Genomic DNA, 23,900 nt, shown 5'->3' on the forward strand with positions numbered 1-23,900 from the left:
CGGCCCGGCTGGTGTCCGCGCATCCTTCGAGACGCGCGTTCCGCGCTCCGCAGGATGACGGGTCTGATAGCCTGCGACGGGCCAGATCACCTCGGCGAAATCAAACCTCGCCGATCACCTCGCGGCGACGCAGCTCGGATTCTTCGGCGTAGCGGCGCATGGCGTGCGCTTCGGTGAGCAGGCCGATCGGCCGCCGGTCGCCATCGCCCTCGATCACCGCGAGCGACTCCGCTTCCGCCGCGTCGAACACCGCGATCGCCTCCTGCACGTTCATGCCGGGATGCAGCACCACGTCGGCGTAGCGCAGGATGCCCGCGAGCCCCTTGTCGGCCTCCAGATCGGGCGCATGCGCTTCCGCCACCAGCGCCAGCCCGGCGTAGCATCCCTCGCCATCGACCGCGACCACCTGGGTCTTCGAGCCCGGTGGGAATTCCTCGCGGAACGCCTCGATCGGCATCGCGGCATTCACCGTCGTCATGTCCTGCCGCATCATCTTGCCGACCGTGAGATCGCGGATCCAGCCGATATCGGCGGCGCTGCGGATGGTCTCGCCGCGCAGATGCAGCCGCCAGGTCGCGAACGAATAGCCGAACAGCTCGCGGGTGATCGTGGTCGAGATGATGACGGCGACCAGCACCGCAGTGGTGAGCCAGAGGTTGCCGGTGGATTCCAGCGCGATGAACGACATCGTCAGTGGGCCGCCGATCACCGAGGCCGACAGCGCGCTCATGCCGATCACGGCATAGGCGTTGGGGTCGAGGTTCAGCCCCGGCCACACGATGTCGACGCCGGCGGCGAACAGCCGGCCGCCGAGCGCCCCCATGAACAGCGTGGCGAAGAACAATCCGCCGCGGAAGCCCGAGCCGAGCGACACAATCGAGGCGACAGCCTTCAAAGCGAACACACCGGCGATGAAGGCGAGCGGCATCGCCACGATGCCGGCGAAGCGCAGCGCACCATGGCCCGACGACATCACCTGCGGGGTCAGCAGCGCCATCGCGCCGACGGCAAGGCCGCCGAGCGCCGGGCGCAGCGGCGGCCAGAGCCGGGTCTTGGCGAGCAACGCCTCGCACAGCGTCACCCCGCGCATGATCGCGATCCCGGTCAAAGCGGCGGCCATGCCAAGCAGCGCGGCGATCGCGAGATCGCGCCCGAGCACGTCGCCGACGGTTCCGACCCCGACCCCGAGCGGCAGCGGCTCGAAGGCATGGGCGACGAAATAGCCGGTCACCGCAGCCACCCCGACCGGGTCAGGCTCGCCGGCGTGTAGCCGCCGATCACAAGTTCGAAAGCGTAGAAGGCGCCGGCGAGCGGGGCGCTGAAGGCACCGGCGATCGCCGCCGCCGCGCCGCAGCCGACCATGATTCGCTGGTCGTTGCGGCGAAGATGGAAACCGCGGCCGAGCGAAGCGGCGAGGCCACTGGAGAGCTGGGTATAGCCGGCTTCGAGCCCGACCGAGCCGCCGACGCCGCTCGACCAGATCGTCTGCAACGCCACGATCACGCTGCCGCGGAACGACATCCGCCCGCCATAGAGCGCGTTGGCCTCGATCGGGTCGATCTCGCGGGCTGGCCGGACCCGGAGCAGCAGCAGGAACGCCAGACCCAGCAGCAGGCCGCCAGCGGTGGGAACCAGAAGTGCCCGCACGGGATCGATGCTGGGCTGGCTCGACAGCCGCTCGCCCAGCGGCAGATTGAACAGCACCGAATGCAGCACTGTGACCAGGCTGCTCATGACCGCCACCACGAGGCCGCCAATGGCGCCGATCAGCACCGCCAGCACCACGAGGCTGGTCTCGTGCGCCCGCACGAATGCACGCAACCGGCGCGGCGCCTCGAGATAGCTTGAAGTCGTGGTCATCGGCAGGGGTCCGTCAGTGGCCGACAGGGCCGTGCGGCTCCCTTTACGGGCCTCGCGGGCCGGAGGCAATCGGGGCAGGAACATGGCAGTGCATGGCGGATAAGCCGCTCATCGCTCTTCACAATCCCGTCACGCTGCCTGTAGTATGTGAGTGCATGCTGCTTCGCAGCTAATGGGAGTCAGGAGCGTTATTTGAACGCACATGTCTCACAAGGCGGTTGGCCGGTGCTGGTCTTGAATGCGGACTTCCGGCCGCTGAGTTACTACCCGCTGTCGCTCTGGTCCTGGCAGGACGCGATCAAGGCGGTGTTCCTCGATCGTGTCAACATCGTCGAATATTACGACCGGGCGGTCCGAAGTCCTTCCTTCGAAATCCAGTTGCCCAGCGTCGTATCCCTGAAGTCCTTCGTCAAGCCGACCACCCACCCCGCCTTCACCCGCTTCAATGTTTTCCTGCGCGACCGCTTCTCCTGCCAGTATTGCCTGTCGCCGGACGACCTCACCTTCGATCACATCATTCCGCGCAGCAAGGGTGGCCAGACCACCTGGGAGAACGTCGTCGCGGCCTGCTCGCCCTGCAATCTGCGCAAGGGCAATCTGACGCCGCAGCAGGCCAAGATGTTTCCGAAGCAGACGCCCTACGCTCCGACCGTGCATCAGCTGCATCGCAACGGGCGGTTATTCCCGCCGAATTATCTGCACGAGAGCTGGCTCGACTATCTCTACTGGGATACTGAGCTCGACCCATAGGCGGGGCCATCCAATATCAAGCAAGCAGAACAGCCGCCACCGATCCAGATGACTTCCGCACCGCCCCGTGGCGGAAGGCGACGCCAAATCCCGAAACGCCCCTAAGTCGCGGACCCAGACAGGTTCGAGCAGCGAAGAACCTACAGTAACAGGTCGATGGTCGGCTCGCGGATGAACGACGATGAGACCAAGCTCTGGTTGCGGCTGCTCGGCTGCTCGTCACAAATCGCACGAGTGATCAATCGGCGGCTCAGGGATCGATTCGAATACAGCCTTGCCCGGCTGCATGTCCTCGAAGTTCTATCGGCCTCCAAACGAGGCGTAGCGTTGAGCCAGCTCGCCAGCGCTTTGATGGTGCCGCAAAGCAACGTCACCGCTCTCGTCAATGAACTCGTCAAGGTCGGCCACGTCCGGCGCGTAACCGCGGAGGCGGATCGCCGCGTTCAGGTTGTTCTGCTGACGAAAGCCGGCAGGGCCATGCTTCGCCGGCTGCGGACGGAGCAGACGCGCTCGCTCTCGGCCTTATTCCTGGATGTGCCGCGCGAAGACATCGCAAGCCTGCTGATGGATCTCACGGCGTTCGAACAGGCAGTGTCCGCCAACCTTGAATTGAACAGCAGCAAGCGGCGAGCCGCTCGCAAGAGAAGACGGCAACCTCCGGCCAGGCCGCCCCGCCGCCGGGTCGCCTCGCAATCGCGCGCAAAGAAATAGATCGCCGAACCAGAGCATTTTCGATTCTGATCGGATCAGAACCGAAACTTCGTCCGACGCGTTCTCCTCACCCGAACTTGCGTCCACCCCACCTGCACTTCGGGAAATGCGGATCGACGTGGCAAGGTCCACACGGCGATCAAAATGCGAAGGCCTCCGGTGGACATACCGGAGGCCTTCCTTGGAGGTGACAAGTTTTACAAGTTCAGAGCAATCTCCCTTCCTGGTGGATAAGTCTTTACCAGTTGCGCTGAGCGCGAAGGAGCAAGAGCACGGTGTCCTGATCCTTCAGCTCGTACACGGCGCCCGGTTTGCCGATGCCGGCACTGCCCGGATACGCGATCGTGCCGGCGAACTTCTGATCCACGTGCGTGTAGGTCAGGTCTGCCGAGAAGGTCAGGTTCTTGACCGGGGTCCACCGGGTGATCAGGCCGAGCTGCGCGATATTGTAATCCGGGTTGCAGGAGGTCAGGCCGGCGGTGCCGAACGCAGCGCCGAACGAACCACCCACGCCAGAGCCTGTTGGGCCGCAGATGTAGGACTTGGCGGTGCCGTTATAGCGGACCCCGGCGTAAGCACCGTAGATCGCAGTGTTCCAGTAGGCATCCCAATTGTGGGTGTACGCGCCGCGCATGCCCCAGGTCGTGATCAACTGCTGCTGACCACCGGCGACGAACACCGAGTCGGGCGCTATGCCGAAGCCGACGCTTTGATAGGCCCCCGGCAGATTGGTGCCGCCAAAGACCGTGTTCGCACCGGCCGAACCGGCAAGATCCTGGATATTGTAGCGGGTTGCGCCGTTCGTGTAGACGCCCTGGATGTTGATCGTGTCGCCAGGTCCGGTCGGGATGTTCTTGATCGACAGGGCCAACGCACCAGCCCAGCCCCACTTGTCGTCCGGATGACCGGTCGATTCGTTGCCGCCGTAGTAGGCCGCATGGTTGTTATGCGCCGCGAACGACGCCTGGAACAGACCCCAGGCCTGGTCGACGCGCAACATCGCAACAAGGTCCGGAGCGATCGTGCCGGCGTAGTTGCTGAGGCCGAACGGGCCGAGTGCGCCCGGAGTTGCGCCCAGATTGTTGACGCCAGCCTGATAGTAGGCCGTCTGATCCTGTGCGGACAGCGCCATCGACACGCCGTTGCCGAACTGCGCGGTGTAGGTGAACTGGTTCACACCGGTGATCGTGCCACCGCCGCCGACGAGACCGTCGTAGTTGTTGCCGGGTAGTTGGCCCACGGAGCAGCGAACTGCGAGACCGCCTTGCCCATGGTGAAGCCCGCAAACTGGATAAAGGCGTAGTAGACGCCGACCGTACCGGCCGCAACGGCGCCGCCGTTGGCGTTGTTCGGCGCCGAGGCCGTGCCGATCGCCGAGTAGATGCTCGAGCCATTGCCCTGCCCGGCATAGCTATCCGTGGTCCAGCTGAAGGTCGCATCGAAGAAGGTGCGAACCACGCCGTATTCGGTCGCGGTGCGCGTGTCGATGTTCAGATCCTGACGGGAGCGCCAGGTGTAGCCGTTGGTGTAACGATTGTTCGCCCCGGCGGGACCCGAGGTGTTGCCGGTGTTGTCGGAGTTCGTATTCGCCAGAACGTCGACGCGCAGATAGCCGCCCAGCTTGATGCACGTATCGCTGCCCGGAATGTAGTAGAAGCCCGGGCCGTACAGGGAACACACCTTGACGTATTCGACCGCCTTGGCCTTCACCGGAAGGTCGGCTGCTTGCGCGCCGCCCACTGCAATGAGCGACGCTGCCGAAGCCAGAATAATACTCTTGGAAAGCTGCATAAATCCTCCTGCCCTTTTTCGTTTGAGGAGATTTACGATCGAGCCGATTGCGCCCTGATCTTCATCCCCAACCCATTCGCGTCGCTTCGGCGTGAGAAGGATGATCGGTGACCGATCTCCAACCTCCGCAAAGCCCCTCATCACGCAGGATCGATGAGAACAACAGTTCGTGAGACGCGACAATGCGACAAATACTTGTCACACGCATTCGATGTCATCGCGTGATACTTCTAACACACTGTTATAAAATGATATTTTTATTCCATACATGAAGTATCAATAGCGCTACAAGAATAGCTTTTTAGCTATCTCCCGATCCCTGGCTTGTCGCGCACGCGAACGACATCCATGTCGCACCTCAAACTGAGTGGCGCGAGTTGACCAGGATCGATTCAGTTGAGCGGGAACGTCCGAGCGCCGGAAAATCCAGATCGCTGCACGTCGTATCGAAAATTCTTCAGCCGACCTCGGGCTTGGCAACGCCGTCTTGTCGTGCCGTCGAAACATGGACTCCAAGGTTCGGCGCACCCACAAATTCGATGCCGGCATTTTCAAGCGCCTCGCGAATCCGTTGCACCGTGTCGAAGTTGGCCTCTATCCGGCCTTCAAGACGCTCTAGTCGTCGGATCGTCGCAAGTGCCAAACCAGCTTCTTGCGCAAGCCGATCCTGCCTCCAGCGGAGGAGCGCACGCGCCGCCTTGATCTGCCGTACGTCCGTAAGCATTCCCTTCGAGTTCCTCCTGGACGGCTGCGTTGTGTTCTCAATTCGGCTGAGTATTCGCAACGTTCCCGCCGACTGCGTTCCACGGCAGGAGTTGGCCGAACTCCTGGAACGTCATCCGGTCGATGTCTGTTCCGCCGATCATCATCCCTTCCGGCGCGATGGCCGCGATTGCGCCAGCGGCAACCGGTCCGGCCGTCGGCACACTTCCTCCGTGCATCCGCGGCACATACGCGCGACGATCGCGACACGGTGCAAGAACGAAACAAGCGGAGCGCATCCTCGACCTATTTGTACTGTTTACACAGAGGTGCAAACGGAGGATTGCACTGGACGGCGCGGTAGATTGCCACAGTCTCATTGAAAATGATCCACGCTGCGATCGGCGCCTGATTGTCGATGCTATCGAATAGCTCGTGACGCATGGAACCGGCCTTGAGAGTTGAGCCATCAACCTTGTTGGCATCGGCCATCGTGACGTGCGGCATGGTGACCTGCGTCGCCAGGACTGATCGCTGCAGCGGCGTGCCGCATTAACGTTAGCAAGCGCATCGCATTAACCTCCACAGGTTGAATTTCTTGACGGCCCACACGCCACGTTGGAGAGTTGATGCAAGGACGCGCGCCTACGCGGAGCATTCGCAACTTCCTGCTCGCGTGATGTCGACCGACCCGAGTTTGTCGACAGCCATTTGATCTTGCCGTCCGACGGCGCTGTCGCAATTAGGCGGCAGGAGACGAAGTGGCGAAACATGCTGAGCGCAACGTCCCATACAGCGGTCCGGGCTATTCAGCCGCACGAAGGTCTGTCGATCGCGCCGGATCGTCCGGTTCCGCAGTCCGAACCCATCGTCCAGACCGACCGGCAAGCGTTGCGCAAGGGCGCTGCGAGGCCGATGACGACTGCGGACGTTCCCGCGGTCGCAGGCCTCTTCCTCAAGGTCTTCAGAGGGAGCGACAGGCCCGCCGGCGCGGATCTCAAGGGCTATCTGCACGCACTGACCTTGGGATCACCGTCCTATAGCGAGGCGGCGGGCACGCAAATCTATCAACAGCAGGACGGCCTCATCTCGAGCGCCCTGCTCTCGGTCCCGATGCGCTTCATGGCGTGCGGCAATGTCATCCCGGGACGGCTGCTCGGCGTCTTCATGACGAACAGGGACTCCGCCGGAGCCGCCCAGCTCAATCTTGGTCTGCGGCCGAAGAAGGCAAGTCTTTCGTTCTGTGACAGCGCATCGCCGACCAGCGCCAGGTCCTTGATGGCCATCGGCGGAAAGACGATTCCGATGCAGAACCTGGAGTGGGTGCGCACCTTCCGTCCGCTAAGCGCATTGCTCGGGCGTCATTCGCCCCGCGTCCTGCGCCGGATCGAGCCGGGCCTGGCAGCGCTCTTGCGTCCCGTCGATGCTTTCCTTGGTCGCCTCCGCGGTGACGACAACATCGAGGGCCCCGCCGGCGCGAAGGTGCTGGAGATGTCCGTCGCGGACTTCCTGGCGCATGCGCCGCGGTTGATCGCCCATTACGCCGTCCGCCCGCTCTGGTCGGAGGACGAGCTCGGCTGGCTCGTCGGCCTCGCGGCGCAGAACACCAGACTAGGCAGCTTCACGATCCGCGCGATCGAAGACCGTTCCGGCGCGCTGCTTGGTTGTTTTGTCTACTATGCGTCGCCGGGACGGACCGCGCATGTGCTCAACATCCTGTCGCTGCCCGGCCGGGAAGTCGGCGTGCTGGGTGCGATGTTCCGCCACCTCGAAGACAGCGGCCATGTCGAGGCTCGCGGCCGTGCGCAGCCGGCTCTGATGGCGGGGCTCGGGCTGCAACGCTGGCTCGTGTTCCGGCACCGCGCCTTCGCCATGGCATTGACGCGTGTTCCGGAAGTGAACGACGCCATCGTGCGCGGCGATATCTATGTCGGCGGCCTCGCGGGCGAGGACTGGAGCCGGCTGATGTGCGACTTCGGCTGAGATCCGGCAGCATCCTGCGCTATGCGGCGTGCACAACATCATGTCGCCGTGCACGAAGCACGTCCATCAACGCGGCAGCTGCGCGTTAGCTCACGGCTTGCCCGGTTGGGGCGGCAGAAGTTGTCCGGCCAGAACCACCCCGATCACGGCGACCGCCGCCATCACGAGCGTCCAGCTGACGAACAGTTGATGGCCGATGAGCACGCCGCTCAGCAGTGGAGCACTGATATTGGCACCCGACATCAACGATTGGTTGAGGCCCATGATCATGCCCTGACGGTTGATCGCGGTGCTGCGCGACAATTCGGCGGTCAGCGTACTGCGGGTGAACATCATGCCGACGATGATCAGCGTCAGGAACAGCACCAGCAGGCTGATCCGCGGCGCGAACGCGAGCCCCGAAAATCCGATCGCCATGCAGGCGAATGCCGCCAGCACGATGATCCTGTCCGAAGCGAAGATATTCGCCCGCGTGATCAGGAGGCACTGCACGACCATGTTGATGAAGCCGGCATAGGCGAACACGGCACCGAGTTCGCGCGCACCGAACGGATGCCCATCCCAGCTGAACCGCGCGGACAGGAACAGGCCGATCTGCGACAGGAACATCGAGTTCACGAAGAAGAACACGATGAGCAGAGCGAGCACGCGCCACGCATAGCGCATCCCGGCGATCGTGCGCGCCAGCGTCGGCTCGGGCACCCGCTGCTGGTAGAGCGGCTCGGAGGCCGGATGATCGGGCGACAGCAAGGCGATGGTGGCGACAATGCTGATCAGCGACAGGACCGCCGCCGCCCATACCGGATAAGTGTCACCATAGTGGACCAGAAGGCCCGAGAGCGCAGGGCCGACCAGCAAGCCGGTCCCGATCGCACCGCTGGTCATGCCGAGCGCCTGCTTGCGGGTCGAAGGTGCGCTATGCTCGGCCGCATAGGCATGCGCCACCGAGATGTTGCCGGACGTCAGCCCGTCGATGATCCGCGCCAGGAACACCAGCGTCAGGTTGCCTGCGATGGCCAGCAAGACGAAGCCGACACATGTGCCGATTTGACTGACCACCAGCACCTTGCGGCGGCCGTAGCGGTCGGACAGCATGCCGACGATCGGGCCAGCGATCAGCTGACATACCGCATAGATCGAGATCAGGGCACCGATCATGAACGGCGTCGCGCCGAGCCGCTGTGAGTAGAACGGCAGCAATGGCAGGATGATGCCCATTCCGGTGGCATCCACCGCCACGACGATGAAGGTCGGGATCAGCGCCAGGCTGCTATCGCCGCGAAGCCCCTCATCCGCTCCTGCCGTGAAGCCCGTGCCCATTGCCCGATCGCTTTTGCGTGATCATCAGGGTGATGCCCAATTATATAGTTGCAGCCTAATAGTTTGTATCCTATCTAATTTGCATGCCTCCATCGCAATCCCATATCCACGCCGAGATCGGCCGCCTGATCACCAGGCTCGCCCGGATCTGGCGACGCGAGTCGGATCAGGCGCTGTCCGATCACGGCCTGTCCTACGCGACGGCTATCCCGTTGCTGGTGCTGTCGCGGCAGGGGGAAAACGTCCGCCAGGGCGTGCTGGCCGACGAATTGGGGATCGAAGGTCCTTCGCTGGTGCGGCTGATCGATCTGCTCGCGTCGGAAGGCCTGGTCGAGCGCCGCGAGGACCCGACCGACCGGCGCGCCAAGACGCTGCACCTGACCGCGAGCGGCAAGGCCAAGGCCGAGGACATCGACCGCATCCTGCGCCGCGTGCGTGCCAGTGTGCTGAAGGATATCGAGAGCGAGAAACTTGCGATAGCCTTCGAGACGCTCCAGCGCATCGAGCAGCGTGCGAGCCGCCTCCAGGACGCCAGGTCTGGTCCGGCGAAGACTGCTCCAGAGGCGAAATAGTCATGCGCGCCGAAGAGCCATTCCTGGTCCGCCACGCGGACCTCGTTTTCGCTTTGAAGACGTTCGCAGCATCCATGCTGGCGCTTGTGATCGCCCTGGCGATCGATCTGCCGCGGCCCTACTGGGCGATGGCGACGGTCTACATCACGTCGCAGCCGCTGGCCGGCGCGACCAGCTCGAAAGCGTTCTTCCGCGTGATGGGAACGTTGATCGGCGCGATCGTCACGGTGGCGATGGTGCCGAACCTCGTCAACGCGCCCGAGCTGCTCTGCCTCGCCATCGCGCTGTGGGTCGGGCTCTGCCTCTATCTGTCGCTGCTCGACGGAACCCCGCGCAGCTATGTCTTCATGCTGGGCGGATACACCGTCGCACTGATCGGCTTTCCGTCCGTCGCCGAGCCCGGAAGCATTTTCGACATCGCGCTGGCGCGGGTCGAGGAGATCTCGCTCGGCATCATCTGCGCAAGCCTGGTGTCGACCGTGGTGTTTCCGCGCAGCGTCGCGCCGGCGGTCGGCAGCCGGGTCAGGAGCTGGCTGTCGGATGCCCGCCGCCTGTCCCGCGACGTGCTGCTTGATCACGGCACCAGCGAGACGCGCCGGGCCCAACGTCTCCGCCTCGCGACCGACATCGTCGAGATCGATACGCTGGCGACCCATCTCGCCTATGACCGGCTGGCCGACACCGGCACCGTGCGCGGTCTCGCCGAGGTTCGGTTGCGCATGCTGATGCTGTTGCCGATCGTGACGTCGATCGAAGACCGGCTAGCCGCGCTCGGTGCGGCGGTGCTGCAACAGCAACCGGGACTGCAGCGCCTGATCGGCGACGTCGCTGCCTGGATCGTGGACGAGGATCGCCAGCGGCAATCCGGCGAGCAGATCCGCGCTGATATCGCCGAGCGGCAATCCGCCCTCGACGGCCTCGCGGCGCGGGAACGCATCATCACGATCAGCCTGCTGCTGCGGCTGCGCGACCTCATCGACATCTCGGCCGACTGCCGCGCGGTGGCCGATGCTATTGCCGCGGGCCAGGATATCTCCTCAGTGCCGTTCGCATTCCATCCGGAGGCCGGAGCGGCCCCGGTCCGGCATCGCGACCACGGCATGGCGCTGTGGTCGGCCGCGGGGACCACGGTCGCCATCCTGATCTGTTGCGGCGTGTGGATCGCCACCGGCTGGGCCGATGGCGCCTCGGCGCCGATGATGGCGGCGGTCGCCTGCTCCTTCTTCGCCGCGCAGGATGAGCCGGCACGCAGCATCCGGGCCTTCGGCCTGTTCTCGCTGGTCGCCATCGTCATCGTCGCGATCTATCAGTTCGCGGTGGTGCCGAGCATCTCCCATGTCGAGGTCCTGATCGCCGCCCTGGCGCCGACCTTCCTGACATATGGATTCCTGATCGCACGACCCAGCACCGCGCCGATCGGCATGGCGCTCGCCGCCAACACTGCGACGCTGCTCGCACTGCAATCGACCTACAGCGCTGATTTTGCCAGCTTTGCCAACACGTCCGTCGCCTTCTTCCTCGGTGTCGTGATCGCGGAGATCGTGACGCGGATCGCGCGCGGCGTCGGTGCCGAATGGATCGCCAAGCGGCTGATGACGTCGAGCTGGCAGACGCTCGCGGTCGCGGCCGAGCGGCGCGGCCGCGGCGATCGCGCGCAGTTTGCCGGCCTGATGCTGCATCGGCTCGGACTGCTGGTGCAGCGCATCGCCTTCATCTCCGAGAGCGACCGCCGCGACACCGACAGCCTGGTCCAGCTGCGCATCGGGCTCAACATCATCGATCTCCGGCGCGCCCGCTACGGCCTCGCCGCATCGACCGTGCGCGCCATCGACCACATGCTGGACGACCTCGCGGCGGCGTTTCGCGCCCATGCGGATCAGGCACTGCCGGCCGAATTGCTGTCATGCGTCGATGCCGCGGTGACCGCGGTCGTCAAGGACCCCAATGAGCGCGCGCGGGACGATGCGCTGCTCGGACTCGTCGGCATCCGCCGCGGCCTGTTTCCGAATGCGCCGGCGTATCGATCGCAGCCGGAGGAGAGTTTTGCGGCATGAGATATGAGCTCGACATCTACGGAGTTCTGGTTCCCGCGCTGCTGCTGTGGCTCGTTATTGCCTATGCGCTCAGCGTGCTGCTGAGCCGGATCATGCAGCGCTTCGGCCTCTACCGGCTGGTCTGGCATCGCGCGCTGTTCAATTTCGCACTGTATGTCTGCCTGCTCGGCGGCGTCGTCTATCTTTCGGAGTTTCTGCCATGAAGGGGAATTTCGCCTGGCTCGGCCGGGTCACGTTGACTGCCGTCGCGCTCGTCGCCGCGCTCGCCGTGGCTCACGCGCTCTGGGTCTACTACATGGAATCGCCATGGACCCGCGACGGCAGGGTCCGCGCCGACGTGGTCCAGGTCGCGCCCGACGTATCCGGCTTCGTCACCGACGTGCTGGTCAAGGACAATCAGCCCGTGCATCGTGGCGATATCCTGTTCCGGATCGATCGCGCCCGCTTTGCCCTGGCATTGCAGCAGGCCGACGCGGCGGTCGCCGGCCATCGCGCCACGCTGGATCAGGCCGATTCCGACCTCAAGCGCTACAGCGCGCTGACCACCGATGCGGTGTCGCAGCAGAAGCAGGAGCAGGTGCTGGCCACGCAGCTGCAAGCCAAGGCCGCCTATGATCAGGCGGTTGCCGATCGCGCCGTCGCGCAGCTCAATCTGGACCGCAGCGAGGTGCACGCATCGGTCAACGGCACCATCACCAACATGGATCTGCGGCCCGGCGCCTATGTCACCGCGGGCAAGGGCGTGATGGCGCTGGTCGACACCGATACGCTGCATGTCGAGGGCTATTTCGAGGAAACCAAGCTCGCGCGGATCCGTGTCGGCGACAAGGCGCAGGTCCGGCTGATGGGCGAGCCGGTCCGGCTCACCGGTCACGTCGAGAGTATCGCGGCCGGCATCGCCGACCGCGACCGCACCGACGGCGCGAACCTGCTCGCCAACGTCAACCCGACCTTCAGCTGGGTTCGCCTCGCGCAGCGCGTCCCGGTACGCATCGCGCTGGATCAGCTGCCGGATCGCATCGCGCTGGTCGCCGGCCGTTCGGCGACGGTGGAGATCATGAACTAGGGCGTTTCGAGCGAAGTGGATGCCGGTTCGCGTGAAGAACACGCGTCACGACAAGAACTGAGAGCCCCGTTCCGATTCCATCGGAACGGGAAGGGCTCTGGCCGGATCGTGACAGCTCACTGCGAAGCCGGCGGCGCCACCCAGACGTCGCTCTGCTGAATCCGGCGGATCAGCGCCTGCGGATCGAACTTGCGGATACCAGCAGGAATCTCGAAGAGATGCGCCGGCTGGGGCTCGTCGCGGATGTGATCCGCCGCGATCAGCGTGCCGTCCGCGATCCTGACCTGCACCGGGAATCTGCGCGCGCGATCGATCCAGCCGACAAAGCCGGCGTCGGACGGTGCCGTGACGCGGTACACGTCGGTGCTGCGCCCCGCGACGCTGTCCGTTCCGTCGCGCTGGCAGCGCCACGTCGCGGGATCGAGCGGTGCGGCGAGCTGCGCGAACGCCTGCCATTGCCGGCAAGGATCGTCCGGATCGACCGGTACGAACATCTGGGTCAGCCGGCTCGATTGCCTCGCGTCCATGAAAACATGCGCGCCGGGACGGACGAAATGCGCCACGGGCCTCGCGGCATCGATCAGGAAGAAACCGTCCGGCAACGCGGTTGCTTCGATCCGCGCCTTTTGGCCCGCGACATGCAGTGTCCCGAGCGTGCTGATCGCCTGGTCTTTCCGCGCCACGAGGTCGGCCGAAAACTGCTGCGCCATGACCGGCGTCGGAATATCAGCCAGGATCGCAACGGCAAGAAACCAAGCAGCGACGTTCCGGCCAGTCGGGCAATTCGTCTCGTCGTGCTTCATCGCGTGTTCCGATCGATCAGGCCGTGGACAAGCAAGACATGACGACGCCGATCGAACCATTGGCTCGATCGGCGCCGGCCTCAATTCAGATCACGACCTCGTTCAGGACGGGGACGTGATCACTCGGTGTAGGACAGCGTGACCGGCTTGTTGAAGTCGAACGCGTCGAACATGTCGGACAGCGCCGGGCTGTTGGTCGGGACGTACTCGTTGTTCCTCGAGTAGGTCGGGTTCGGCAGGTTGTCGCGGCTACGGTTCGTGAGCGGCTGGAGGGCCCAGTTGCGCTCGATGAACTTCAGCAGCGAAACGTGGTCGCCGTAGTTGTGGTAGATCTTGCCGCCGGTCGAATAGGGCGACAGGATCAGGATCGGCATGCGCGGTCCGTCGCCGAAGAAGTCGATCGACTGCAGATAACCCGAATCCCAGTAGCCGCCGGCTTCGTCCCAGGTGATGAAGACGGCGGTTTCAGCCTTCAGTTCCGGATTGTTATCCAGCGCGCTGAGCACGTTCAGGACATAGGCCTCGAACAGATCGACCTTCGAGCTCTGCGGATGACCGTCGAGCAGGCCGTCAGGCTTGCCGAACGACACCGAGGGCAGCGAGTTCTTCTCGATCGCGGTGATCAGATCGGCAGTGTCCTTGATATGGGCCTGGCGCGTGGCCGGATTGGCCATGATCGAGGTCGCATACTGGAACGGATTGCAGATCTGACAATAGGCGACACCGAGCGCATGGGCCGGATCGGCAACCGCCGCGGCGCTGAGGTTCGGGTTCGACGGGTTGGCAGCGACCGCAGCGTTCGAAAGCGCCACGGCGTCGTTGTACGCACCACCGTAGTACGCCCAGGAGATGTTCTTCTCCATCAGCGCATCGCCGATCGTGCGAACCGGCGACGGCGGCAGGTTGTTGCCGCCGGACAGCGCGCCATTCGGCAGATAGCCCGGATTGGTGTTGTTGAGCATGTAGTAGTGGTTGGGCTTGCAGTTCGGCTCGGCCGCGTAAGGCAGATTGTTGAGGTAATTGACGATCGGCTTCACGCCGGGCTGGAACACGTCAGAGCAATTGCTGAAATTGCCGTCGACGGTGTAGCGGTTGACCGAGCCCGAAGCAGGGTTCGGATTGGCGATCAGGCTGGCCGGCGGCGTCGCCGGGTTGCCCTTGCCGTCGCTCCAGAACGCCGCATCGCCGGTGCCGAGCATGAAGTGGTTCGCGCCGGTGCCGCCGTGGAACGACTGGTGGAAATTGTCGCCGAGCGTGAAGCGGTCGGCGAGCATCTTCAGGACCGGGCCTGACCCTGCTGGGCGTTGTAGAAGCCCATCGAGTTGGCCATGCTCTTGTTGGACGCCGAGTAGGTCGCCATCACGAACGGAAACAGGTCGTTGAGGCAACCCGAATTGTTCTTCTTGGTGGCGCTGGCGACGCTGCAGTCTTCCTGCTGCCAGTCCTGATAGAAACGATGCGTCGTGTCGCCGGTGTAGTCGTCGTCGCTGATCTGCTCGCCCTGCAACGGGAACGGTCCATTCAGACCGCCGGCGCCGGGAACGCGGGTATCAAGCACACCGGTCGGCAGGCCGCTGAAGCCGGTGGTGAGGATGTCGAGATCGCTCGGATCCATGTCCTTCTCGACGCTGGCTTCCGCGATCGTCTTGAACGGTGCCCCTGTGTCGCTCTGCGCGGTCGGCGTGCCGTTGGTGTTCGGTTGCGGCATCGCGTTGGTCGCGTTGTAGGGCGACTTCGCGATCGCCGGCGCGCCGATATAGAACGACGGCTGGCCCGCGACCGAGAACTGCTGCGCCTGGGCGAAATTCGGCCCCGGCGTTCCGTCCTCGTTGACGATGCCCTTCGACAACAGGTTCGAGATGGTCTGCCCCTTGCCCTTCGGCTTGTACACACCGAAGGTGTGATCGAGACCGCGGTTCTCACCGATCAGGATGATGACGTGCTTGATCGGCGAAGCGGTCTTGCCGCCGTGATCCTTGTCACCATGTTCGCCACCATGATCATTCCTGGCGCGATCTGCCTCCTGATGCGCGCGATGATTGTGATGCGAACGCTTGTCCCAATCACTGTGACCGCCGGGATAATGCGCGGCATATGCAGCCGTTGCGACGAGCACCGTCGACGCGATGCAGAGCGCGGTGCTGGTTCGCCAGTGCTTTTTGTAATTCAAACTCATTGTCGACCTCAGGTGTTTGCGGTTAGCAACACAACCTGCTTAATGCGACAACATGACGCAGAATTTTCGCTCCCGTGAACCCACATAAGAAATTTCGAAACGTTCAAAGATTTTCTGTGGAGACATCGGCAGCAGCGAGCTGCATCTTCACGCACCTCAATCGATCGAATAGCGACTGCGTGATCAACGCGACTGCGAAGACCACGAATGCTCGTCAGGAATGCTCCGTCAGTGCTGAACGTGCCTGGCGCGCATCACCTCGCGAAGCGCAGCGTAATGCTGATCATGGACGTCCTGGTTGAACAGCGACCATGGCTCGGCGCTGGCGAGCAACGCCGGAACGGCAGCTGCCGTGAGATTGCGATAATTCCTGAACTCAGCGGCAGCATCTGCGTTGCGTCCAGCTGCGACGGCCATCTCGATTCGCCGCAGCGTGAGCACAAGCTCCTTGAGGCCGTTGCGCGCAAGCACGCGCTGTTGCTCGCCGCCTGATACGCTGGTGTTCTTTCGATCGGGATACTGCTCGGTCAGCTCGCGCAATTCGCGGCCGATCGTGTCGACCGCAAGCGCAACTGTATCCTTGTCGCCAGCAGGAATCGCAGTCGCGAGCACCGAAGAGAAGTCGTTGATCTCCTTGAGCGTCGCACCGGCACCGTCGCGCTCATAGGGCTGGACGCCGTCGCCCACCGCCGTCAGGTAGGCGATGAGGTCACCCTTGTCCTGCGCCGACAGGCCGAGCTGGAAAGTCCGGTCGAAATAATCGACGACCTGGTTGAAATTGTCGAAGCGGCCGTCGTGAAAATACGGCGCATTGAAATCCGCGTTGCGCAAGGTCGGCGTCTTGAACAGACCGCCTGAACCGACGTCGTGCTGCTGGTGATCGACGAAGCCTGACGACGGAACGTGGCAACCCGCGCAGCTCAGCGCAGGATCGTGCGGAAACGGCCTGGAGAACAACGCTTCACCGCGGCGCTCCGGATCGGTGATCTTGCCCGCCAGCCGCCCCGCCGGACCAAGGCTCGGGTTGGGCAGGAAGTCGATGTCGTGCAGATAGGCCACGATCGCATCGAGCGTTGCCGGCGACGGCTCCGGTCCGGCGAACTCGCTGGTGATGACGTTGTGGACGAAGTCACGCAGCGAGGCGAACCGGCCATCGGCGCCGTAGGGCGCAAGATAACGCGCGCCGCGCAGGCTCGGAATCCGCACCGGGTCGAACGCCAGATTGTTGGCCTTGGGATTGAACAGCGGCCCAGTGGTGTCGAACGTGCCGGGCCGGCTCGACATTTTCGGCATGAAGAACTTGGAATTGTTCGCGCCGTTGACATGACAGGTGCCGCAGCTCACGCCGGCCTGCCGAGCCACCTCGCCGAGCAGTCCCGGCGAATTGAACGCGAGATCACCGAGATTGACGAGATAGGATTTGCTGCCGGTACGCTCGGACTGGAACACCTCGCGCGGCTTGTCGAGCGCATCCTCGTTCAGCTCCGTTGCAACCGGCAACACGGTCTTGTCGCCGTCGACCGGGAAGGCAACCGCACGCCCGAGCAGTGCAAGCGCGATGACGCCGGAGAGCAGCGCGGCCAGGCACCTGTGAAGCGATTTCATCGCGCCTGGGCCTCCAGGGTCGGCCGCTGCAATCCGAGCTTGGCCGAAGCGCCCTGTAGCGCGATGACCAGTTCTTCGCTGGTCTGGCGCAACGCAGCAGTATCGACATGCGGCAGGTCGGGCGTGGCGACGATCGCGTCGAGCCGCTTGATCCGGCTTGTCACCATCTCGTCGAGTTTGCCGTCCACCGCATTGAGCGCCGCGGAGAATATCGTGCGATAGGCGAAGTCGATGCCGGCGATGTTGTTGCGCATATCCTCCAGCGAGGTGCCGCTGATGCGTGACTCGCCACCATCTGCCTTGCTCTCACCGACCTCGTAGGCAAGCCGCACCGTACCGTCCAGCAGGCCCTGTGGCGTGAGCTTGATATCGTTCAGCTTGCCGTGGAGGTCATTCAAATGTTCGACGAGCCCCGTCGCATCGGTGCCGACGTCGGTGCTGCCCGCCCCGAACAGCTTCGCTTCGATGGCGTGGAAGCCGCTATCGGCGTTTGGCCAGGCGTCGATCTGGGCGTCGAGCTCGGGCACAAAACCCGCGGTGAACACCTCCGAGCGCTCCCAGCCGGCGCGTGCCGACAACCAGGCCTTCCTTGCACCAGGCAGATCCGCCGCAGCGGCGCGCGCACGCAGCGCACGCGCGCCCGCCAGTGCGCTGGCAACGCCCTCGATCAGATACGGCCGATAGCGCTCGGCGCCCTCCTCGAGCGTGCCGGCATTGGCGGCGCGCACGTCTGCCAGCGTCGCCAGCAAAGCCAGGCACGCCGCCACTCGCATCTTGTGCATGGTCAGCCCACTCATCTGCCGCGAAGGGTTCGCGGCATGTAGCGGTGCGAACTATTGTCGGTATCCTATGCGGATTTGTGACAGCGCGGACTTTTTGTCGCATCTTTTCTGCTTCGATGTTGTCGGTGACGATCACGATCTCGCACACCCATCGCACGGCGATTGATCAATCGAAACGAACTGTTCAACACGCACGAGTCTGTTGCAACAATGGACGTGCACGCGTCACACTTGTCCCGCCACCATGCAGATCGACCGCGAAGCTCTCTATTTCATTGGAGCTTATGGAGCGCTTTGCATGTTGTGCCGTGCGGCGGCGCCGATCGATGCTCGCCACGGCATCATTCCCGATTGGCTGCGATCGGGTTGGATCGTTGTTTGGCCGGATCCTTCGAGCATGATCGTTTTCGGAAAGCCACTTCGCGCTTGTCCGGATCATGCTCGCGTCACATCTGGCGCCGCGCCGCCAGCGGCCTCCGTTCCGTACTGACTGGAACGAGCTGGACATCGCCGTTCGCTTCGCCGCCGGGCTGCGGCAATGCGAGCACCGCTCCCTGCTCGTCCTTCTGCATCGTGGCTTCGCGTCCATTGATCGAGCGCAGCTTCCACCCCTGGAAGTCGTCACCGACCTTCAGCCGCAACGCGGTCTTGTTCGATTGATCGAGGAATATTCCGAAGCTTGCGTCATCGCCTGTGATGGTACCGACCAGCGACAGCGGCGGTGGCTCGACCGCAACCTTGCGCGGCGGCGGCAACGGTTTGCTGACTTCCGGCTCGGCGACGGCCACGGGTGGCGGTCGCCGCGACGGCGAGAACACCGGACGATCGCGCGTATTGGACAGGGTCTTGAGCGGGATGCCCCACAACGGGTTCGCACTGAGCGGCCGCGGCGTCGACGCCGGCGAGGGTGCCACCCGGACCGACGTGACGGGCTCGGATGGCGGCGGCGACGTCAGCACCGGTCCACCGAGGCGGGTATCGTCGAGCAGTCCGGCATCGAGTGCATCGCCGGACCGGTCAGGCACGGCGGCAGGAGCCAGTTGCGTCGACACGGCCCACAGCAAGATGATCGCCGCGAAGCGTTGCATCATCTGGCTCCCCGCCACTGTCCGGACACGCCGAGCAACACGCGCAGCTTGCCTGGATCGCCGCCCTTTGCCGCCTCGTCGGCGACCGGTTGCACGACCAGTTGATCGATGAACAGGAACGGCATGCCGGCTTCGAGATCGTAGAGCACCTGTTGCAACTGCGCCTGTTCGATCTCGCAACTCGCGACCATGCTGATGAAACCGGCCTTGGCCGGCACGTTCGGAACCTCGAGCTGCGTCGACAGCACGTTGCCGCCCGCCTTGATCACCGCGCCCGATACGCGTTGCAGCAGGGTGGCGCCGGCAACCGTGACGGTCGCCCCCTCGAGGTAGGCGGACCCGGCCGGCATGGCGGGTTGGCCGGCGGCATTTGGCCTGGAACGCCCCTCGAGTTGCTCCAGCATCCCGGTCGATGCCGCGACATCGCTGCGCAGGCCCACGAGATCGGAGAGCGAGGAGATGACGACGAAGAGCAGCAGGATGAACAGGCCGAGGTAGCTTGCGGTAGCGACCAGCGGCGAGGTGCTGACGGTTGCGAGCGATCGCGATGCTGCACTCATGTGCCGGACCCGAAATAGGCTGATATGTTGGCTTCGACGTGGAACCGCTCCGCCGATTCATTCGCGGCGCGCGTGGTCGGCGCGAAGAAGGTGGCGCGGGTGAACTGCGGCGACTGCTCGAGCAGCCGAATCAGGGATGGTGCATCCTGGGTCATGCCCACCACCTGCACCTTGTTGCCCTCGATGCGCAGCTCGGTCACATAAGTCGTGTCGGGCAGCACGCGCGAGATCGCTTCCAGAACCATGACGCTCGACGGTGTCGTCTGCTTGCGCTTGGCCAGCAGACCGAGACCGGACCCGTCGCCGTTTGCGTCGATGCGAAGCGCGGCACGGCGCTGCGAGATGCGGTGTTGCAGGTCTTCCTGCCGCGATTGCAGCCATCCACCGAGATAGACGTTCAGCAGCAGGCATACCGCGGCCGTGGCAGCCGCCGAGACCAGACCGACACGCAGCAGACGTGGAACCGCGGGGCCGGCGAGGCCGCGCAGCGGCCGGTCGAGCAACGTCACCAGCAGCGGCACGCCGTCGCCGCCGGTCGCCGGCGCCGAGACCGCAATCGAGGCGGCACCGAGCGTCTTCGCCAGCCGGAGCAACGGATCGACCTTGGCCGCAGCGGTCGCGCCGAACACGACCTCGATGCGGTCGTTGGCGATCGGCTGCGGCGGTCCCCAGCCGAACACGGCGTCGGCGGCGGTCCAGGGTGTCAGCCGGTCGACCTGGGCGCGGATCATGCCGTCGAGGAAGTCGCCGGCCTGGCTTGGGAAATCGAGCACGCGGCTGACGATGTGATCCGATCGCAATCGCGCCTCGATCCGGCAACCGTCGAACGCAGCCTTCCAGTCCGCCGAAAGCTGCGGCAGCGGCGCATCTTGATCGAGCCGGAACGAAACCGGGGCAGCGAGCGCGCCATCCTTCGCCTGCGCGATACGCGCGGTGAACGTTCCGTCGGCATTCTCGTCGAGCTCGACGCTGCGCCGGCGCATGAACCTGCCCGCGACGCCGTCGACGGTGACCGCGACCGCGCCGATCCATTGTTCAAACCATTGTCGTGCCTCGGCAAGCATGGCCATCAACCTCTCCCGCGAGGCAGAACCGGACTTCGCGGCTCGACATCGTTCTGCCAGGACAACACACGATAGGGCTCGACCTTGTCGCCGAGCGCGATCACCGCTTCAGACGTGGTGCGGTGGCCATTGCGGAATCGGATCGAGATCGCGATCCGGTAGCACGGGCTTTGCGCGGTCGATACCGCGCCTTGCTGGGTTTGCGTCTGCGCTGCGCCGGAGATGACATCAGCGGCGCCGGTAGACCTCCCGAATCCGTCCTGCGGCTTCCCCGACGCGCGATCCATCGCAAGGACGACTTCCGGCGCGGCGATCTTCGGATCGACATCCGCGCCGCCGTTGAACACCGTGACGAACGGCAGCGCGCGATCGACCAGCGCCTCGGGGATGCCGGCGACCAATGCCAGCTCGTTGACATGGGTGAGCAAACCCTGGCGCGGCGAATAGCCGAGCGCATTGTAGCGCGCCGCCTCGACATTCTCGCTGCCCGGCGTCGGTCGGGTGCGCCAGCCGACGATCCGGTCGGCGTATTCGGAGGCCGCGTCCTTGTCGGCGCCGAGCACGACGAAGAGTGCGCTCATCATTTCCTTCGACGCGTAGTTGAGGTCGATGCGGCCCGCCTCCGACGTGAAGGTCACGCCGATGCTGGCGTCGTCCAGCCCGAAATGAAACGCACCCTGCCGCGGTCTGGTCTTGTCATCCGTCAGCGTCAGCTGATACGCGGTGAGCTCGAGCCCGGCCGACACCAGCGCCTCGGTCTGCAACGATATGTCGCTCGCCGCCAATGCCCGCGCCGATGCGGCGAGATAGGCCGAGAAGATGATCGCCAGCGACGACAGCGCCAACAGGATCCAGAGCACCGCGACGATGACGAAGCCGCGATTGGCCCGCAGTCGACCGATATCGCCGAACGCGCCCATCACGTCTTCCCCTGATCGGTCGTAGTACCGGAACTGGCCTTGTCGCCGCAATTGCCGTCCGGCTTGGTGCAGTCGCTCGGAATCTGGACATGAAGCGGCGCGATGGTTGAGACCGACAGGACACGCTGGCTCGCCGCGTCGCGGACGGTCAGCCGGATCATCGTCGGGAGTTTTTCCGCATCCTTCCATACGCTCTTCCAGCTTCGATCGGTGCCGGCATAAGCGAACGACAGGCGATAGGGCGCGCGCAGCAGCACGACCGGGCTGCCGAGATGCACCTGCTCCGAGAGCGACACGCCGTCGGCCAACGGGGTGAACCGCGCCTGAGAGCGGACCGTGACGAACTCACCGCGATCCCTGGTCTCGCCGAGCCGCACCACGTCGAGCCCCGGCCCCGCATTCGGCCCCACCGCTGTTCGTACGAACGTCACCGACAATTCCGATCCGTCGAACAGCGGCTTGTGGGTGTCGCGGTTGGCGGCGACGAACTCGGCCGCGGCGAGATCGGCGCCGATCCGTTCCAGCGCGATCCCGATCAGTTCGCTGCGCTGGATGCGGTCGAGCCCCCTGTTCCAGCTCGGCAGCCATTGCGCCGTGATGCTGGCGAGCGCCGACAGCAATAGCCCCATCAGTGCCAGCGCGACGATGGTCTCGATCAGCGTGAAGCCGCGCTCATGTCTCCACCGTGCTGCGCTTGCCGAAATCATTCCGACGACCTCGGCATCAGGCGCACGGTGCGGATGTCGGACAACGCGCCGCCCGGCGACTTGACGCGAATCCTCACCAGTTCCGGAGCCCACGGCACGTTGCCGTCGGGCACCTTCCAGTCACCACCGAGCGGACTGACATCGACGGTCCAGCGGAAGCCCTCCGCCTGCCCACTCGTCGTACCCGGCTGCAATTCCGCGCGAGGCGGAATGCCGACCGTCATCAATGTGCGCACCTCTTGCATCAGCGCCACATGCTGCTCCATCGCCCTGACGCCGCGGGTCTTGACGCCCATGACGGCGCCGATCGCCACGATCGACACTGCGACCAGCGCCAGCGCCACCAGCACCTCGATGATCGTGAAGCCCGCATCGGCGCGGTCAGTTGGTGGCGACGTCGCGAGCAACGATTTCAACCCTTCCGGTGAGCCAGTTGACGCGAATCTCGTATCCCGCATCGAGCCGCGTCAGCGCGATGGAGCCGCCGCAGGAACCGCCATTGGCGAAGAACCGGATGGTGGACAGCGCGGCATGACGCTGACAGCTCTGCGGCAGCACCGCATCGAGCCGCACGTCATCGGGGATCCGCACCGTCATGCGTGACGCGCCGGAATGGATCACCCGGCTCGCGGCATCGACCAGCGTCGCAACGCTGCTGCTGCGCTCGATGGCCGCATTCCGATCCGCCTTCAAGAGCGTCGCGGTTTGCAGCGCGTAGGCCTGCAACCGCGATCGCGAGGTCTGATGCGGAATGAACGGCAGCAGCACCGCCGCCAGCAGCGCAATGATGGCGAGCACGCACACCATCTCGAGCAGGGTGAAGCCGCGCTGCGTGGCGAGATTCATGCGTGCCGTACGCCCTTACTGCTGGTCGGTGTTGGCGGCGGTCGCCTTCTCAAGCGAAATGTCGGCGGAGGTGCCGCTGCCGCCCTCCTGGCCGTCGGCGCCGTAGGAGACGATGTCATAGGGCCCGTGCTCGCCCGGCGAGCGATAGATGTAGGGATGATTCCAGGGATCGTTCGGAACGTTGCCGCCCTTCAGATACGGTCCGTTCCAGGCCGCGACACCCGGTGTCCGCCGCACCAGCGCCGCAAGCCCCTCTGCCGTCGAGGGAAGCGGCCGGCGTCGAGATAGTACAGGTCGAGCGCACTGGAGAAGCTCTGCAACTGGATGCGCGCGGTCTTGACCTTGGACTCGCTGAGATAGTTGAGAACCCGCGGGCCGATCAGTCCCATGATGAGGCCGATGATCGCGATCACCACCAGCATTTCGACCAGCGTGAAGCCCGCCTGCCCGCAACGCCCTGCTCGCTGCGTGCGCGCCCGGCCGCGTCCCGCTCGGATGGATAATATCTCGATGATTGCGTTGCGCGATTTCATGGCCGAT

23 protein-coding genes and 3 pseudogenes are annotated in these 23,900 nt (G+C 64.4%); 7 read left to right on the top strand and 19 right to left on the bottom strand.

From position 1 onward, the window contains the following. Positions 1-100: 100 nt before the first annotated feature. Positions 101-1,860 (bottom strand): annotated as a pseudogene (locus CWS35_RS01540) (chloride channel protein). A 192-nt stretch (positions 1,861-2,052) separates the two neighbouring features. On the opposite strand from CWS35_RS01540, the gene CWS35_RS01545 reads away from it, so the two are divergent. Then, positions 2,053-2,610, top strand: coding sequence for an HNH endonuclease (locus tag CWS35_RS01545; RefSeq protein WP_024584725.1), 558 nt, complete (start codon positions 2,053-2,055; stop codon positions 2,608-2,610). A gap of 171 nt (positions 2,611-2,781) precedes the next feature. Next, a complete protein-coding gene (locus tag CWS35_RS01550; RefSeq protein ID WP_157817051.1) occupies positions 2,782-3,321 on the top strand; it encodes a MarR family winged helix-turn-helix transcriptional regulator in 540 nt (179 codons plus the stop codon). A gap of 238 nt (positions 3,322-3,559) precedes the next feature. On the opposite strand, the pseudogene CWS35_RS01555 reads toward CWS35_RS01550, so the two are convergent. The 4 genes and pseudogenes from CWS35_RS01555 to CWS35_RS01560 all read right to left on the bottom strand — a co-directional run bounded on the left by CWS35_RS01555 (position 3,560) and on the right by CWS35_RS01560 (position 6,321). Continuing rightward, positions 3,560-5,112 (bottom strand): annotated as a pseudogene (locus tag CWS35_RS01555) (porin). Positions 5,113-5,569: 457 nt separating this feature from the next. After that, positions 5,570-5,836, bottom strand: coding sequence for a helix-turn-helix transcriptional regulator (locus CWS35_RS38735; RefSeq protein ID WP_043855173.1), 267 nt, complete (start codon positions 5,834-5,836; stop codon positions 5,570-5,572). Positions 5,837-5,873: 37 nt separating this feature from the next. Beyond that, positions 5,874-6,038, bottom strand: a complete 165-nt coding sequence (locus tag CWS35_RS38740; protein WP_157817052.1) for a hypothetical protein — start codon at positions 6,036-6,038, stop codon at positions 5,874-5,876. Positions 6,039-6,120: 82 nt separating this feature from the next. Continuing rightward, positions 6,121-6,321, bottom strand: a complete 201-nt coding sequence (locus CWS35_RS01560) for a hypothetical protein (protein WP_100950411.1) — start codon at positions 6,319-6,321, stop codon at positions 6,121-6,123. Positions 6,322-6,585: 264 nt separating this feature from the next. On the opposite strand from CWS35_RS01560, the gene CWS35_RS01565 reads away from it, so the two are divergent. Further along, positions 6,586-7,797 carry a GNAT family N-acetyltransferase gene (locus tag CWS35_RS01565; RefSeq protein ID WP_100950413.1) on the top strand — a complete coding sequence of 404 codons (1,212 nt, stop codon included), beginning with the start codon at positions 6,586-6,588 and terminating at the stop codon, positions 7,795-7,797. 90 nt (positions 7,798-7,887) lie between these two features. Here the strand turns inward: CWS35_RS01565 and CWS35_RS01570 are convergent, their stop codons facing one another. Next, positions 7,888-9,117: an MFS transporter gene (locus CWS35_RS01570; protein WP_100950415.1), complete on the bottom strand. Its 1,230-nt coding sequence runs from the start codon at positions 9,115-9,117 to the stop codon at positions 7,888-7,890. 83 nt (positions 9,118-9,200) lie between these two features. Between CWS35_RS01570 and CWS35_RS01575 the strand changes: the two genes are divergently transcribed. Genes CWS35_RS01575 through CWS35_RS01590 form a run of 4 tightly spaced genes read left to right on the top strand, consistent with a single transcriptional unit; the run spans position 9,201 to position 12,809 of the window. Next, on the top strand, positions 9,201-9,689 hold the full coding sequence (locus CWS35_RS01575) for a MarR family winged helix-turn-helix transcriptional regulator (RefSeq protein WP_100950417.1): 489 nt from the start codon (positions 9,201-9,203) through the stop codon (positions 9,687-9,689). Positions 9,690-9,691: 2 nt separating this feature from the next. After that, on the top strand, positions 9,692-11,743 hold the full coding sequence (locus CWS35_RS01580; RefSeq protein ID WP_100950419.1) for an FUSC family protein: 2,052 nt from the start codon (positions 9,692-9,694) through the stop codon (positions 11,741-11,743). Then, positions 11,740-11,946, top strand: coding sequence for a DUF1656 domain-containing protein (locus tag CWS35_RS01585; protein ID WP_024584717.1), 207 nt, complete (start codon positions 11,740-11,742; stop codon positions 11,944-11,946). Before CWS35_RS01580 ends, CWS35_RS01585 begins: the two co-directional genes overlap by 4 nt. Beyond that, the gene (locus CWS35_RS01590; protein ID WP_100950421.1) at positions 11,943-12,809 is read left to right on the top strand and encodes an HlyD family secretion protein; all 867 of its coding nucleotides are present in this window, start codon (positions 11,943-11,945) and stop codon (positions 12,807-12,809) included. Before CWS35_RS01585 ends, CWS35_RS01590 begins: the two co-directional genes overlap by 4 nt. A gap of 116 nt (positions 12,810-12,925) precedes the next feature. On the opposite strand, the gene CWS35_RS01595 is transcribed toward CWS35_RS01590, so the two are convergent. From CWS35_RS01595 to gspG, 13 genes and pseudogenes are all read right to left on the bottom strand, one after another. Then, the gene (locus CWS35_RS01595) at positions 12,926-13,612 is read right to left on the bottom strand and encodes a hypothetical protein (protein ID WP_244442334.1); all 687 of its coding nucleotides are present in this window, start codon (positions 13,610-13,612) and stop codon (positions 12,926-12,928) included. A 119-nt stretch (positions 13,613-13,731) separates the two neighbouring features. Beyond that, entirely contained in the window at positions 13,732-14,886 is a 1,155-nt protein-coding gene (locus CWS35_RS40530) for an alkaline phosphatase family protein (protein WP_371682827.1), read from the bottom strand. Positions 14,887-14,888: 2 nt separating this feature from the next. Beyond that, positions 14,889-15,788 (bottom strand): hypothetical protein, encoded by a 900-nt coding sequence (locus tag CWS35_RS40535; RefSeq protein WP_371682828.1) that lies wholly within the window; start codon positions 15,786-15,788, stop codon positions 14,889-14,891. Between the two features lie 228 nt (positions 15,789-16,016). Beyond that, a complete protein-coding gene (locus tag CWS35_RS01605) occupies positions 16,017-17,393 on the bottom strand; it encodes a cytochrome c peroxidase (RefSeq protein WP_100950423.1) in 1,377 nt (458 codons plus the stop codon). Continuing rightward, positions 17,390-18,175, bottom strand: coding sequence for an EfeM/EfeO family lipoprotein (locus tag CWS35_RS01610; protein WP_024584713.1), 786 nt, complete (start codon positions 18,173-18,175; stop codon positions 17,390-17,392). The genes CWS35_RS01605 and CWS35_RS01610 overlap by 4 nt, the downstream gene beginning before the upstream one ends. A 446-nt stretch (positions 18,176-18,621) precedes the next feature. After that, complete coding sequence (locus CWS35_RS01620) at positions 18,622-19,266, bottom strand: hypothetical protein (RefSeq protein ID WP_100950425.1); 645 nt, start codon at positions 19,264-19,266, stop codon at positions 18,622-18,624. After that, positions 19,263-19,823, bottom strand: coding sequence for a type II secretion system protein GspM (gene gspM / locus CWS35_RS01625; protein WP_024584711.1), 561 nt, complete (start codon positions 19,821-19,823; stop codon positions 19,263-19,265). Before gspM ends, CWS35_RS01620 begins: the two co-directional genes overlap by 4 nt. After that, on the bottom strand, positions 19,820-20,893 hold the full coding sequence (locus CWS35_RS01630) for a PilN domain-containing protein (RefSeq protein ID WP_100950427.1): 1,074 nt from the start codon (positions 20,891-20,893) through the stop codon (positions 19,820-19,822). Before CWS35_RS01630 ends, gspM begins: the two co-directional genes overlap by 4 nt. Beyond that, positions 20,893-21,807: a general secretion pathway protein GspK gene (locus tag CWS35_RS01635; RefSeq protein ID WP_100950429.1), complete on the bottom strand. Its 915-nt coding sequence runs from the start codon at positions 21,805-21,807 to the stop codon at positions 20,893-20,895. The genes CWS35_RS01630 and CWS35_RS01635 overlap by 1 nt, the downstream gene beginning before the upstream one ends. Continuing rightward, entirely contained in the window at positions 21,807-22,514 is a 708-nt protein-coding gene (locus CWS35_RS01640; protein WP_024584708.1) for a type II secretion system protein J, read from the bottom strand. The genes CWS35_RS01635 and CWS35_RS01640 overlap by 1 nt, the downstream gene beginning before the upstream one ends. Further along, positions 22,511-22,930, bottom strand: coding sequence for a prepilin-type N-terminal cleavage/methylation domain-containing protein (locus CWS35_RS01645; RefSeq protein WP_244468607.1), 420 nt, complete (start codon positions 22,928-22,930; stop codon positions 22,511-22,513). The genes CWS35_RS01640 and CWS35_RS01645 overlap by 4 nt, the downstream gene beginning before the upstream one ends. After that, positions 22,896-23,360, bottom strand: coding sequence for a type II secretion system protein (locus CWS35_RS01650; protein ID WP_024584706.1), 465 nt, complete (start codon positions 23,358-23,360; stop codon positions 22,896-22,898). The genes CWS35_RS01645 and CWS35_RS01650 overlap by 35 nt, the downstream gene beginning before the upstream one ends. A 15-nt stretch (positions 23,361-23,375) precedes the next feature. Next, positions 23,376-23,893: pseudogene (gspG, locus tag CWS35_RS01655) on the bottom strand (type II secretion system major pseudopilin GspG). Between the last annotated feature and the right edge of the window lie 7 nt (positions 23,894-23,900).

It is taken from the genome of Bradyrhizobium sp. SK17, from assembly GCF_002831585.1.
Lineage (GTDB): Bacteria > Pseudomonadota > Alphaproteobacteria > Rhizobiales > Xanthobacteraceae > Bradyrhizobium.